Origin of the sequence: Haladaptatus sp. DJG-WS-42, from assembly GCF_037198285.1 — an archaeon.
In the GTDB taxonomy this organism is placed as follows: Archaea; Halobacteriota; Halobacteria; order Halobacteriales; family Halococcaceae; genus QDMS2.
This window is the reverse complement of the sequence record NZ_CP147243.1, coordinates 2,112,690-2,125,720: the sequence shown is the minus strand read 5'-3', so window position 1 is coordinate 2,125,720 and position 13,031 is coordinate 2,112,690. Positions and strand designations below refer to the sequence as shown.

Below are 13,031 nucleotides of genomic sequence, written 5' to 3'. Positions count from 1 at the left end.
ACGTGCAGCGCGTCTTTGCGGTTGCAGCCCGGTGTGGTGGCGGTGCGGCGCGTTCGCTCCCAGTTTAGCACCCGAGAGCGAGACTTCGCTCTCGGCCTTTTTCATGCAAGTTTTTGCCAGCGGGGTCGCGTAGCGACCCCCGCAGGAAAACGTTGCTAGAGGATGTCGTCGTCGATGATTTCGCCCACGGCGAAGTTCGACTTGACTTCCGACACTTCGATTTTGACGCGTTCGCCAACTTCGGCGCCCGGAACAATGATGACGTAGCCGCGTTCGACGCGGGCGATACCGTCACCTTGCTTGCCGATATCTTCGATTTCGACGTAGCGGATTTCACCGATTTCGACGGGTGGCTGGGGCTCAGATGAGACCGTAGACCCGGACGATGGTGCTGGTTCGCTAGCGTCGCTGCTCGACGGTTCTTCCGCCTCTTGGCGGGAGATGAGTGCAACTCGATAGGTTTCACCGGCTTCGATAGAACCAGTTTCAATTTCACGACGTGGAATCTCGACGACGTACGTGTCGTCGGTGACCGTCACGTCCGCGCTGAACAGACACAAGAGCTTATCAGAAATCTCCAAGGGTAAACCTCCGTCGTGAGGTAATGAAGGCAACTGATAAAGAAGTACCGCCGCTCGTCGGCGAAAACGTACACGCTGGCGAGTCTCACGCAGACATGGACGTTAACCGGCTGTACCAACGGGGCCAACAGGGGAGGGCACAGAGTGGAGAATCGGTTCGAAAACCGCACGACTGCGGCGTGTTAACTGGGCGTACCAAACCGGCTAAAGTACCCGTACGCATAGAATGGTGTATGAGCACGAGCGCGACAGCAGTCAATCTCTCCGATAAACAACGGCGCATTCTCCAGTACCTGCGCGAACGCGGCGAGACGAAGACCTACTTCAAATCGCGGCTCATCGGCAAGGACCTCGGCCTGTCTGCAAAAGAAGTCGGGACGAACATGACGGCCATCGAAAACGGCGAGTTCGACATTCACGTCGAAAAGTGGGGGTACTCCTCATCGACGACGTGGAAAGTCACCGTCTAAGGGTCGTAGCGAATGAGCGACGCGGCGTCTGCGGCGAACGCCGCGGCGTCTTCATCGAATGAGTTTGCGTAGCGGACGAGCAGTGTAAGCAGGGTTTCTGGTTTTAATAACGAATAGCCATCAACACGCGAGAGCACGCCTGCCCGTTCGAGTTCAGCGGCGTACTTGCTCACCGTTGGCCGAGACACGTCCAAATTCTCAGCGAGCGCGCTCGCCGTGATTTCGGGGTCGCGCAGGAGTGCAATCAACATCCCGCGTGGGGTTTCACGGCGGAGGTAGCCAAGGGCGATTTGCTCGAACTCGGTGAACTGACCTGCGGCGAAAAAACGCTTGTAATCGCCATCACGCCGACTCTCGACAGCGCCAGCCTCGATGAGCCGACGCAGGTGGTGTTGGGTCTCGCCAGTCCCGAGTTTGAGGTCGTCACGAATCTTCGAAAAGTGTGCGCCCGGGGTGGCTGCGAGGTAGCCAGCGATGGCCTCACGAGCATCACTATCGCCCGTTTCTCGGCCAGAATCGACGAGGCGGGCAAGCGGACTTGCCGCGCCCAATGCGGCGAACCGCTTTAGGGTCGCCCGCTTGCTTTCGTCTACGTTCTGGCCACCAGACATATGCGGTGGATTTAGGCGCTCTGCGATAAAACGCCTTCGCTTGTGTGAGATTTACTCGCGTTCTGCTTCTGGTTCCGCTTCCGTGGCTTCGTCTGCTTTGAGTTTCGTCTTGTCCTTGTCTAAGTCTTCGCTGAGTTTCGAATCCATCTCCTCGATGGCTTCGTCGATGCTCGACATATCCGAAGAGCCGGATTTGACGGCCTGTGCGGCTTCCTCCATCGCTTCGATGTCTACTTCGGCTTCTTGGTCGATTTCACCGAGAATCTTCTCGATATCATCTAAGCCGAGCATCTCGCGGGTTTCGTCGTCGAATTCGAGACTGGTGAGTTGGTCTGCGTTCATCTGCACATCGCTGCCAGTGAGATGCTTGCCGTAGCGCGAGAACAGCGAGGTGAGTTCCTGTGGCAGGACGAACGTGGTCGATTCGCTCTGGCCAATGGCTTCGAGCGTCTCTAAGCCTTTATCGATGACCGCGCGCTCGCCCATCGACTCTGCGGCTTTCGCGCGCAGGACGGTGGAGATGGCGTCACCCTGCGCTTCTAAGATCTGACTCTGTTTTGCACCTTGGGCGCGGATGATGTTCGACTGCTTGTCACCCTCTGCGCGCTCGATGGCACTGCGGCGCTCACCTTGTGCTTCGAGAATCATGGCACGGCGACGGCGTTCGGCGGAGGTCTGTTGCTCCATCGCCTGCTGGACGTCGGCACTCGGGTTGACCTCGCGGACCTCGACGGATTCGACGCGAATCCCCCACTCGTCGGTGGGTTCGTCGAGTTCGCGGCGGATGCGCGCGTTGATTTCTCCGCGCTTGTTCAGCGTCTCGTCGAGTTCCATGTCACCGAGCACGGCGCGGAGGGTGGTCTGGGCGAGATTCGAAACCGCAGTTTTGTAGTCTTCGACTTCGAGGAACGCCTTCTTCGCGTCCATCACCTTGATGTAGACGACGGCGTCCGCGGTCACGGGCGAGTTGTCGCGCGTGATGGCCTCTTGGCGCGGGACGTCGAGCGTCTGGGTACGCATATCGAAGCCGTAGGTTCGCGAGACGAACGGCGGAACGAACGAAATGCCGGGTTCGAGCAGGCGGCGGTACTCACCGAACACCGTCAGCGCGCGTTTTTCGTACGCGTTGACGATTTCGACCATCTGGTAAACGATGATGATGGCGAGCAACAGTGCCACAATCGCCCCAATCGTGAGCCCGAGGCCTGGCCCCAGTATTTGCAGGGGAGTTACAGGGAGCATATGTGAAACTCTAGAAGGGTAGGCTGAAAAGGGTTCCTCCGAAACTGGCCCCCGACTGGCGTATTTTGGAGATTGAGGGCCCTATTGAGTCTAGTAAGCCTGCAAACTGATATCGATGTGACTTTCGAAAATTGCTATATTTAGCCAACACCCGTCGTCACCCCGCCCACAGGTGTCAAACGAATCCATAGCACGTATTCCAGATTCGGTAACCGCAGAATATTCATACGTAGTTTCGCCTTCAAGAATTTCGTCGAATGCTTTTGTTTCATTCGGGTCAAGAGAAAGGCGTTCATCAAAAACTGATGTCCCCTCTCCTTTGAGGGTAATTGTGACAGTTACAGCGACAGGGTTAGTAGTTCTATTCGTAACTCGGAACGAGGAATAGGGGTCTTCCGTATTCTTGGATGTGTCAAAGCGAGAGAGACAGCCTGCACTAACAGAAAGAAGGCCTCCAGTCGCCCCCAGAAGTGTACGGCGGTTCATGTCTGATTAGAGATGTTTAGGTATCACATCACATATGTTTTCTGCAACCGAGAAGGAGGAAATTACCGGCGCGTCAGACCACGTCTGATTCCGATTCCCTCTCGACGCGCTCTGTTTCTTTGCGCCCCCGAGCCAATTCGCGGTCGATGTCGTCTTCTGCGAGTTCGAGCGATTCGACGGTGATGACGTTACCGCCACCGGGGTCTACGACCACCACTTCGGTTCCTTCGGGAATCACGCCGTGTACCGAGCGGGCGGAGTAGTGGGGGTTGAACCCACCGGCGTCGAGTTTCACCTCGCCGCCAGTTTGAGTCACTTCCTCGGTGACGCGGCCGGTCTGGCCCTTGAGCGAGGAAGAATCGCTCGTCTGACCCGACCCCTTGCCACCGTAGATGTCGAGGTTGCGGTACGCCCAGAGGGCGGCCCCGCCAACCCCGAGGACGAGGGCGGCGAGGACGAAGGGCATCAGTGCGGGGCCGATAAACGAGGCGAGAACAAGACCGATGAGGCCGGAGACGAGCAGGGCGACGCCGAGAACGATGAAATGGGCACCCGGAGCCAGCGCTTCTGCAACGACGAGAATCGTGCCCGCGATAACGAGCAAGAGGGAGAGGGACTGGTCGAGCAGTTCTACCATACCTCACGTTGGGACGGGGCGTGGATTAACGTTTGGCCTACAGGATGAGCCGTGAGAGGGCGAAAAGGGCGAGCAACGCCCCGAGGACGACGAACGCGATGTGCTCTGGCTTCGGCGAACCAGGGGTGAGTCCCGAATCTGCGTCCGCCTCGGCGTCGGGGTCTTCGAGATCTTCGAGTTCGTATTTCCAGTCGCCATCAGACATGAGTGCATCTAGTCGCTCCCACCTCAAAAGGGCTCCCGTCGCGGCCCGCGTAAGACGTTGCCTTCGTAGACGACGCCGCGCTCTGCGTCGAGGGTGACAGTCGTTCCTTCTGGCACCGTCAACTCCGCGTCGCTCACCATCGGCACGTCGAGTTCGCGAGCGACGAGCGCCGGATACCCCGTCAGCCCGGGCTGGCGAGCCACAATTCCCGCAATCACCGAGAGGTCGCCGTCGAACTCGGCGTCGAAGTTCTCATCGAGGACGAGAATCGAGCCGTCTTTCACGCCCGAGAGGTCGCCGTCAGAAAGTGTCGCCGTTGGCCCGACCGCGCGGCCCATGTGCACGCTGCGGCCCGTCGCAATCGGTTCTGCGGCGACGTGCACCTTGAGCATGTTCGTCGAGCGACCTTCGAGTTCGCTCATCATCCCCGAAACCACGACAACGGTGTCGCCGCTTTGGGCAACGCCCGCGTCGAGGGCGGCCTGTGCCGCGCGGTCAATGATGGTGCCAACGCCTTCGCTCGCGCCCAAATCGACGTACTGCGGGTTGACACCCGCAGAGAGCGTCAACTGGCGGCGCACCACGTCGTTCGGCGTCGCGGCCACGATTGGCACTTCCGGGCGAAACTTTGCGGTTTTGAGCGCCGTGTAACCGGATTCGGAGGCGACGACCACCGCGCTCGCCCCGACGTCGCGGGCGAGGTAGCGCGCCGAGCGAGACAGTGCCTCGGCACGCGATTCGCCGGCTTTCGGGATGCGCTGTTCGCGCCCTTCGACGTAATCGTCGCTCGATTCTGCCTCGCGGACGATGCGATTCATCGTTTCGACCACGCGCACAGGGTGGTCGCCAACAGCCGTCTCAGCCGAAAGCATCACCGCGTCGGTGCCGTCCAACACAGCGTTCGCCACGTCGGAGGCCTCGGCGCGGGTTGGCCGGCGTGAGTGAATCATCGAATCGAGCATTTCGGTGGCCGTGATGACTGGCACGCCCGCGTCCCGACAGGTGCGGATGATGCGCTTTTGGATGATTGGCACGTCCTCCATCGGGCATTCGACGCCCAAGTCGCCACGGGCGACCATGATGCCGTAAGCGGCTTCGACGATTTCTTCGAGGTTATCGACCGCGTCCGCACGTTCGATTTTGGCGATGACGGGGATGGTCGCGCCGCGCTTCTCTAACGCCTCGCGCACGGCGTAGATATCGTCTGCGCTCCCGACGAAACTCGCGGCGACGAAGTCCACGCCTGCTTCGACCGCTAAATCGAGTTCGCGGCGGTCGTCTTCGGTGAGCGCGTCTAATCCCAAATCCACGCCGGGGATGTTCACGCCTTTGCGGCCTTTGAGTTCGCCGCCGCTCTCGACACGCGCGGTGACGGTGTCGTCTGCGAGGGCTTCGACCACGGTTTCGATGCGGCCATCATCGAGGAGCACGCGGTCACCCTCGGAGACGCCGTCGATACTCACCGAGAGGCCAACGCGCTCGGGAGTGGCGTTGTCGCCTTCGTAGAACTCGATGGTCGAACCGGTTTCGAGGAAGATGGAGTCTTCGAGGGGTGCGGTGCGGACTTCCGGCCCGGCGAGGTCAAGGAGGACAGAAAGTGGTTCGGTGGTCGCTTCGTCCACCTGCTGGACGGTTTTCACGAGGTCTTTTCGCTCCGCGGTGGAGCCGTGGCTTGTGTTCAACCGCGCGACGGACATCCCCGCGTCCGCGAGATCGCGGATGACACCAGACGTAGAAGACGCAGGACCGAGCGTACAGACGATTTTCGCATTTCGCATTACTCGAAACGAAGAGACAGCGCGGCAAAAAGGCTGTGTGAGAGTCCGCTACCACAATCAGGTGTCGGCGGTGGGGATGCGGCCAATCGAGCGGAGGGCAGACCCGGTCCTTACGCGACCTTCGTGCCCGGTTCCGCATCACCGAGCGTCGTGAGCAGGTCGGCTTGGTCGCCCGCGGCGAGCAGCATGCCATTCGACTCGACGCCGAACAGTTCTGCCTTTTCTAAGTTTGCGACGATGATGACCTTCTCACCGATGAGGTCGGCCACGTCGTGGAGTTGCTTGATACCCGCGACGATTTGGCGAACATCGACGCCGATGTCAACTTCGAGGCGGACGAGTTTATCCGAGCCGTCGATTGGCTCTGCGGTCTCAATCTCCCCGACGCGGAGGTCGAGCGCGAGGAAATCGTCGAAGCTGATGCGGTCGTCTGCGATGGGTTCGAGTTCGGTCATTGCTGAATCGTCGTCTTCGCCTGTGTCGTCTGCTTCATCCGCCGTCGCGGCGGCGATGGCCTGTTCTAACTTCTCGTTCAGTTCCTCGACCTGTTCGTCCGGGATCTTCTCGAACAGCTCGCTCGGGGCGTCGAAGTCGGCCTGTGGTGCGTCAAGGGCGGCGTCGATGCCCACGTCGTGCACCGAGCCGTCTTCGCCGAGTTGGCTCCAGAGGGTGTCTGCCTTCTCCGGAAGTGCGGGGGCGAGGATGACGGCGAGCGCCTTCGAAAGCTGGACGCAGTCGTAGATGACCTGTGCAGCCTGCTCTGGGTCGTCGTCGGTGAGCTTCCACGGTTCGTTGCGCTGGATGTACTCGTTGCCGAACTGGGCGAGACGCACGCCCGCGCTCGTCGCTTGCCGGATGGAGTAGTCGTTGAGGCCGTCGCCAAATTCCTCGATGGCCTGCTCGATGCGCTCGCGCACCTCATCGGAGAGCGACGCTTCGGGCGTCCCCTCGTAGTTGCGGTGGGCGAACAGGAGCGAGCGGTAGAGGAAGTTGCCAACCGTGCCCACAAGTTCAGAATTGACGCGCTCTTGGAAGCGCTCCCACGAGAAGTTGATGTCCTGCTGGAAGCGACTCCCGGTGGCGATGTAGAAGCGAAGCAGGTCGGGGTGGAAGCCTTCGTCAAGGTACTCGTCGGCCCAGACCGCACGGCCTCGAGACGTCGAAAAGCCCTTGCCGTCGAGGTTCACGAAGCCACTCGCCATGACGGCGCGCGGTTCGTTGTAGCCCGCACCGTGGAGCATCGCAGGCCAGAAGATGGTGTGGTGCTGGATGATGTCGCGGCCGATGACGTGGACAATCTCTCCGGAGTCTTTCCACGTCTGCTCCCAGTCGTACTCGTCCACACCGACGCGTTCGCTGTATTGCTTCGTCGAAGCGATGTACTCGATAGGCGCGTCCACCCATACATAGAGAACGAGGTCTTCTGCGCCCTCGCCGGGATAGTCGATTCCCCAGTCCATGTCGCGGGTGATACACCAGTCTTGGAGTTCGCCCTCAATCCACTCGCGCGGCTGGTTGCGGGCGTTGTCCGTCCCTTCGAGGCGGTCGATGAACTCCTGTAAGTAGCCCTGCAGTTCGTTCAGGTTGAAGAATTTGTGTGGCCGGGAGCGGTACTCTGCTGGGTTGCCAGTGATGATGCTCGTCGGATTCTCGATTTCACCCGGTTCTAAGTGACGACCACAACCCTCGTCACACTCGTCGCCGCGAGCGGTTTCCCCACAGTAGGGACACGTCCCCGTGACGTAGCGGTCGGGGAGCGGTTGGTCTTCTTCTGGGTCCCACGCGACCATAATTTCCTGTTCGTAGATGTAGCCCTCTTCGTCCAGTGTGCGGACGATTTCTTGGGTGAGTTCGGTGTTGGTCTCGTCGTGGGTGTGGCCGTAGTTGTCGAACGCGATGTTGAATTTCGGGAACGTCGCTTCGTACTTCTCGTGGAAGCGAAGCGCGAACTCCTCGGGTGTGACGCCCTCTTTCCACGCGTTTACGGCGACGGGCGTCCCGTGCATGTCGGAGCCGGAGACGAACGCCGTCTGCTGGCCGAGTTTGCGCAGGCCGCGCGAATAGATGTCGCCGCCCACGTAGGTTCGCAGGTGGCCGATGTGCAGGTCGCCGTTTGCGTAGGGCAACCCACACGTCACCACCGCGGGATTGTCCGTCGGGAACGAATCGTGACTCATACTCTGTGCTCACTCTCGTGGCGGTGTAAAACCCGCCGATTTCGGTCGTGTGTCATTAGTTGATTGAATGCTGGTTGCTCTGCGATACAAGACTGGAAAATCGGGTTTCCGCCACGCAACCACCGTATGAAGGCGCTGTGCGTGAGTTCCTCCCGACGACGGCTCCAACCGGAGCGCTGGCTACATGCGCATCGAAAACTGGGGCGGAGCCGGCTGCGTCACAGCCACTCGTAGTCCACAATCGGATAAAAAGTTTCGCCGCTCAGTCCGTGATTTCGACGCCACCAAACGCCGCAAAGCCCGTGATGACGAGGTCTGGAGCGTCGCGGTCTTCGTCCATTGGATGACGCATCCGCGAGTCCTCGACGCCGCCGAGAAGTGGCAACACTTCCAGACGAACGTCCCACTCCGCAGGCACTCTAAACTCTGCGGCCCCGAACAGCACGATGACGTTGAGGGTCGCGGGCGGGGCAATGGTTGCGTCGCGGAGGTCGATGTCCGCCCCGCCGAAAATCGCTATCACCTCGCCGCCACGGAAGGCTTTCGAGGCGAGTCGGCGCTCTATCCCACCGAAGGCGACAATCGTATCGAGGCGGTCTACGAGTTCCGCGGGCACGTCACGACGACGCGCTCGATTGAGGATGATTGCCGCCCCGACGAGGATGATGCCAAGCGGCCACCACTGGCCGACAAACGCATCGGAGAGTACGTCGAGGACGAGCAGTTGGATGGTTCCGGCGACGACGATGAGGAGCACCGGGCCGACGAGGTTGCGCCCTCGGCTGCGGACGATGGCCCACACCCCGATGAGCACGAACAGCGACGGGACGAACTCCCAAAGCCGCCCAGTGTCGTACAGGCCCGTTGTCTGGATGAGCAACAGCAGCCCAATGATGACGATAACCCCACCGGTGAGCAGTTGGCCAGAGAATCTGCGACGACTGGCTGCCATACTAGTAAAATTCGATGGCTCAGAGCCTAAGCGTATCGTTCTGTTACATCACTGACGAAAATGCGCCAACGACACCGAGGGTGAGCAACAGCCGTCCGACGCTCCCGGCGAACGTGGCCGCGGCGAACTTCACGTAGTCTTCTTCTAAGACGGTGAAAGCGTAAATCGAGAGCGTGTCCGGGAAGCCGGGGACGGACAGCGCGAGGGCGAGGCCGACGAACCCGAAGCGTTTGGCGAGTGCGACGATACGTCGTTCAGACCACGCGACGATGTTTATCCCGGAACGTTCGAGCGCGCGAACGATTGGCCCAGCTTGCTTTGCTTGATGGCCGATGTGGAACGCGAACACGCTCCCTGCGGCCTTGCCAAGCCCGCTGACAAAGATAATGAGTGCGAGTTCGACCGAGTGGGGCAGGCCAAGTTCGAGCGGCGCGCCGAGGACGACTTCGCTCGGCAAGGGGAGGACAATCGCAATGAGAAACGAGTACAGGGCGATGATGAAGAGGCCAAGCGGTCCGGTCGCGGTCTGGACGGCTTGCTCTAACGCATGGAAGAAACCAGCGACGAAGAGGGTCGGTCCTACGAGTGCGACGGGCGACACAGTCGTTGGTCAGAACCCAGGAACCCTAAGTCTTGAGGGAATGGCGGCGTGAATCGTGGTACTGTCTGCCATATATGGAAAAGTCAGAAATTTGGAGAGTTCGCCCGCTATTCGCGTGCAGAAACCCACGACGGCTTCTCGACTTGCGCGCCATTCTGGATGAGTTGGTACTCGACTTCCAAGGTCTCTTCAGACCCGTTCAGCATGTAGTCCATCGTGATGGACATGGCGTGGACGCGCCCGTCTTCGGTGATGATGATGGTCCCCTCGAAATGAGACACGTCTGAAGCGCCCTGAATGAGGCTCGTCACGTTGTCCGGTGCGGTATTCGTGGTGAGCGTCGTGTACGTGTGCCCGTCTTCTTCCTCCGTGCTCTCGACCGTGTAGCTGTCGTCAACGAAGGTGTCGATGAACGACGCGCTTGCGAGGCTCGCAGGCGGTTGTGGCTGACTGCGCTGGTACTGCGTATTGCCCCCGCTCTGGACGCGGATGAACTGGGCGCTCTCGTTTGCCCACACGTCGAACTGCGCCGTAGACGACCCGGCGGTTTCGGTCACGCGATACTGATACGACGAGTAGCCTTCAGAGACGAGCACCTGCTGGTGGCGGGAGAACTCGATTGATTGCTCCTCGCGGATGATGGTGCCGTTGATGACGACATCAGATTCGTAGCTCTGCTCGCCCAAGGCGTCTACGTGCGCCGAGAGCAGCGCCGTTTCGTTGGTGATACCGTCCGCGGTCACGCCGGGTGCGGTCGTCGCGCCGTCTGTCCCACTCCCTCCAAACGGGAGTGAACACCCCGCGAGCACGACGAGGGCGACGAGTGCGAGCGTTGTCGCTGTCCGTTGCATGCGCTCAGGTCTGTGACGGGGTGTGAAAAAAGACTCCGTTCGCTTATCGAACCGAATCGAGCAGGAGCTGTTGTTCGACGCGCTTTACCTCGTGTTGGACGTCGCGAACCGCGTCGATGTTCGCGCTGATGGAGCTGACACCTTTGTTGACGAGGAACCGAACCATCTGCGGCTTCGAACCGGCCTGCCCACAAATGCTCGTCTTCACGCCGTACTCGCGACACGTCTTGATGGTCTCGCCGATGAGTTTGAGGACGGCCGGGTGGAGTTCGTCGAAGCGGTCTGCAACGCGCTCATTGTTGCGGTCAACCGCGAGCGTGTACTGGGTCAGGTCGTTCGTCCCGAACGAGGCGAACTTGATACCCGCTTGGGCGAGTTCCTCGATACACAACGCGCTGGCTGGCGTCTCAATCATGACACCCCAGGTGCGCTTGCGTGGGTCGATACCCGCGCTCTCCATGAGGGTTTTCGCCTTCACGACGTCCTCTGCGTCGTTGACGAGCGGGAACATGATTTCGACGTTGTCGTAGCCCATCTCGTAGAGCTGGCGGAAGGCGGTGAGTTCGTGTTCGAACACTTCGGGGCGGTCTAAGCTGCGGCGGATGCCGCGATAGCCGAGCATCGGGTTGTGCTCGTTTGGCTCGTCTTCACCGCCCTGCAACTGTCGGAACTCGTCCGTTGGCGCGTCGAGCGTGCGGACGCGAACCGGGCGCGGGTAGAACTCGTCTGCGACCCCGCGGACACCCTCGACGATTTCCTCGACGTAGGCATCTTCACCGTGGTCTTCGATGTAGCGCGCTGGCGTCTTGCCGGTCGAGAGAATCATGTGTTCGAGCCGGAGCAGGCCAACCCCGTCTGCGCCCGTCGCGGCAGCGCGCGGGGCGGCTTCGGGAATGGAGACGTTGACCTTCACTTCGGTCGCGGTCATCGGCTTGACTGGCGTTTTCGGACGGGCTTCCTCGATTGGGTCGCGCTCTTGTACCTTGTCTGTGGCCCCACCCTCGCGGATGGTGCCTTTGTCGCCGTCGATGGTGACGACTTGGTCGTCAGAAAGTTCCCGGGAGGCGCTTCCCGTGCCGACGACGGCAGGAACGCCGAGTTCGCGCGAGACGATGGCGGCGTGGCTCGTCATGCCACCTTCGTCCGTGATGATACCCGCCGCGCGCTTCATCGCGGGCACCATGTCGGGCGTCGTCATCTCGGCGACGATGATGTCGCCTTCGCCAACCTTGTCGAGTTGGTCGAGTTTGCGGACGATACGCACCTTGCCGCTGGCGATTCCGGGGCTCGCTCCGAGCCCGTTCAAAATGACGCTGTCTTTGTGTGTCTGTGAGGCCGTGCCGTTGCCGTCGGTGCTGGCTTTCGCGGCCTCTTTCGAGATGGTCGTGATGGGCCGCGACTGGAGCATGAACGCCTCGCCGTCAATGATGGCCCATTCAACGTCCTGTGGCGTGTCGTAGTGGGCTTCGACGATTTCACCGAGTTCGACGAGGCGTTTGATTTCGTCCTCGTTTAAGACCCGCTTGTTCCGGAGTTCGTCTTCGACTTCCGTCTCGATGGTGTGGCCCGTCTCTGGGTCTTTGATGCACTTGAGTTTCTTGTCAGCGATGGTCACTTCCTCGACCTCACCGGACGTGCGGTCTACGACGTAGTTGTCAGGAGAGACAGACCCGGAGACGACCGCTTCGCCAAGCCCCCACGCGGCTTCGATGATGACACGCGGGTCGCCAGTCGAGGGGTGGCTCGTAAAGAGGACGCCACTTTTCTCAGAATCGACCATCTGCTGGACGACGACCGCGATGTTCACCACGTCGTGCTCGAAGCCCTGCTGTTGGCGGTAGTAAATTGCCCGCTGGGTGAACAGCGAGGCCCAGCACTCGCGAACCTTGTCGAGGAGTTCGTCTTCCCGGATGTTGAGGAAGGTCTCCTGTTGGCCCGCGAAACTCGCGTCGGGCAGGTCTTCTGCGGTCGCAGACGAGCGCACCGCGACGAACGAATCTCCTTCTCCGAGATTCCGGTATGCGTCGAGAATCTCCTCACGGAGGTCGTCGGGCATCTCGGTTTCGAGAATGAGGTCGTTCGCGTGCTCTGCGGCTTCCGCGAGTGCTTTCGAATCATCGGCATCGACGTCAACTGCTTCGAACAGCTCCTCGTCGATGCCAGTGTCTTCGATAAATGTTCGGTACGTACCCGCCGTTACGACAAATCCCGGGGGTACGGGAAGCCCCGCATTCGTAAGCTCACCAAGGGACGCGCCCTTGCCACCCACGGATTCGAGGTCATCAGCCCTGATTTCGTCCAGCCAGAGTACAGGCATTATCTTCATCCATATGCTGACTAAGTGCGATAAAGAAGGTTCCGGCTCTTATGGATGAGATAACGTAGCATGAACTGTGGGTTTGGGCAAGATTCGCAGACGGCATCTCCCTCCGAAACTGCG

Annotated in this window: 12 protein-coding genes; 1 reads left to right on the top strand and 11 read right to left on the bottom strand. The window is 60.2% G+C overall.

Going from position 1 to position 13,031, the window contains the following annotated elements; translation table 11 throughout:
• Window positions 1-155: 155 nt before the first annotated feature.
• Window positions 156-581: a TRAM domain-containing protein gene (locus tag V5N47_RS11480; protein ID WP_338727654.1), complete on the bottom strand. Its 426-nt coding sequence runs from the start codon at window positions 579-581 to the stop codon at window positions 156-158.
• 233 nt (window positions 582-814) lie between these two features.
• Here V5N47_RS11480 and V5N47_RS11475 point away from each other — a divergent pair, with 233 nt between their 5' ends.
• Window positions 815-1,051, top strand: coding sequence for a hypothetical protein (locus V5N47_RS11475; RefSeq protein ID WP_338727653.1), 237 nt, complete (start codon window positions 815-817; stop codon window positions 1,049-1,051).
• Here the strand turns inward: V5N47_RS11475 and V5N47_RS11470 are convergent.
• The 10 genes from V5N47_RS11470 to ppsA form a co-directional block, all read right to left on the bottom strand.
• Window positions 1,048-1,662 carry a winged helix-turn-helix transcriptional regulator gene (locus V5N47_RS11470; protein WP_338727652.1) on the bottom strand — a complete coding sequence of 205 codons (615 nt, stop codon included), beginning with the start codon at window positions 1,660-1,662 and terminating at the stop codon, window positions 1,048-1,050. The genes V5N47_RS11475 and V5N47_RS11470 overlap by 4 nt on opposite strands.
• Window positions 1,663-1,713: 51 nt before the next feature.
• The gene (locus tag V5N47_RS11465; RefSeq protein ID WP_338727651.1) at window positions 1,714-2,904 is read right to left on the bottom strand and encodes an SPFH domain-containing protein; all 1,191 of its coding nucleotides are present in this window, start codon (window positions 2,902-2,904) and stop codon (window positions 1,714-1,716) included.
• Between the two features lie 559 nt (window positions 2,905-3,463).
• Complete coding sequence (locus tag V5N47_RS11460) at window positions 3,464-4,027, bottom strand: NfeD family protein (protein ID WP_338727650.1); 564 nt, start codon at window positions 4,025-4,027, stop codon at window positions 3,464-3,466.
• Window positions 4,028-4,064: 37 nt separating this feature from the next.
• Complete coding sequence (locus V5N47_RS11455; RefSeq protein WP_338727649.1) at window positions 4,065-4,232, bottom strand: hypothetical protein; 168 nt, start codon at window positions 4,230-4,232, stop codon at window positions 4,065-4,067.
• Between the two features lie 23 nt (window positions 4,233-4,255).
• A complete protein-coding gene (gene pyk, locus V5N47_RS11450) occupies window positions 4,256-6,010 on the bottom strand; it encodes a pyruvate kinase (RefSeq protein WP_338727647.1) in 1,755 nt (584 codons plus the stop codon).
• A gap of 110 nt (window positions 6,011-6,120) precedes the next feature.
• On the bottom strand, window positions 6,121-8,187 hold the full coding sequence (gene metG, locus V5N47_RS11445; RefSeq protein ID WP_338727645.1) for a methionine--tRNA ligase: 2,067 nt from the start codon (window positions 8,185-8,187) through the stop codon (window positions 6,121-6,123).
• Between the two features lie 262 nt (window positions 8,188-8,449).
• Window positions 8,450-9,139: a hypothetical protein gene (locus tag V5N47_RS11440; RefSeq protein WP_338727643.1), complete on the bottom strand. Its 690-nt coding sequence runs from the start codon at window positions 9,137-9,139 to the stop codon at window positions 8,450-8,452.
• Window positions 9,140-9,182: 43 nt separating this feature from the next.
• On the bottom strand, window positions 9,183-9,740 hold the full coding sequence (locus tag V5N47_RS11435; RefSeq protein ID WP_338727641.1) for a VTT domain-containing protein: 558 nt from the start codon (window positions 9,738-9,740) through the stop codon (window positions 9,183-9,185).
• A 107-nt stretch (window positions 9,741-9,847) separates the two neighbouring features.
• A complete protein-coding gene (locus V5N47_RS11430; protein WP_338727638.1) occupies window positions 9,848-10,591 on the bottom strand; it encodes a hypothetical protein in 744 nt (247 codons plus the stop codon).
• A 43-nt stretch (window positions 10,592-10,634) separates the two neighbouring features.
• Window positions 10,635-12,908 (bottom strand): pyruvate, water dikinase, encoded by a 2,274-nt coding sequence (gene ppsA, locus V5N47_RS11425; RefSeq protein ID WP_338727637.1) that lies wholly within the window; start codon window positions 12,906-12,908, stop codon window positions 10,635-10,637.
• Window positions 12,909-13,031 lie beyond the last annotated feature (123 nt).

What these genes read in the sequence shown, in the direction of transcription:
- ppsA (WP_338727637.1), bottom strand. Translation starts at nt 12,908, where the DNA reads ATGCCTGTACTCTGGCTGGACGAAATCAGGGCTGATGACCTCGAATCC.
- V5N47_RS11455 (WP_338727649.1), bottom strand. Translation starts at nt 4,232, where the DNA reads ATGTCTGATGGCGACTGGAAATACGAACTCGAAGATCTCGAAGACCCC.
- V5N47_RS11430 (WP_338727638.1), bottom strand. Translation starts at nt 10,591, where the DNA reads ATGCAACGGACAGCGACAACGCTCGCACTCGTCGCCCTCGTCGTGCTC.
- pyk (WP_338727647.1), bottom strand. Translation starts at nt 6,010, where the DNA reads ATGCGAAATGCGAAAATCGTCTGTACGCTCGGTCCTGCGTCTTCTACG.
- V5N47_RS11475 (WP_338727653.1), top strand. Translation starts at nt 815, where the DNA reads ATGAGCACGAGCGCGACAGCAGTCAATCTCTCCGATAAACAACGGCGC.
- V5N47_RS11470 (WP_338727652.1), bottom strand. Translation starts at nt 1,662, where the DNA reads ATGTCTGGTGGCCAGAACGTAGACGAAAGCAAGCGGGCGACCCTAAAG.
- V5N47_RS11465 (WP_338727651.1), bottom strand. Translation starts at nt 2,904, where the DNA reads ATGCTCCCTGTAACTCCCCTGCAAATACTGGGGCCAGGCCTCGGGCTC.
- metG (WP_338727645.1), bottom strand. Translation starts at nt 8,187, where the DNA reads ATGAGTCACGATTCGTTCCCGACGGACAATCCCGCGGTGGTGACGTGT.
- V5N47_RS11460 (WP_338727650.1), bottom strand. Translation starts at nt 4,027, where the DNA reads ATGGTAGAACTGCTCGACCAGTCCCTCTCCCTCTTGCTCGTTATCGCG.
- V5N47_RS11440 (WP_338727643.1), bottom strand. Translation starts at nt 9,139, where the DNA reads ATGGCAGCCAGTCGTCGCAGATTCTCTGGCCAACTGCTCACCGGTGGG.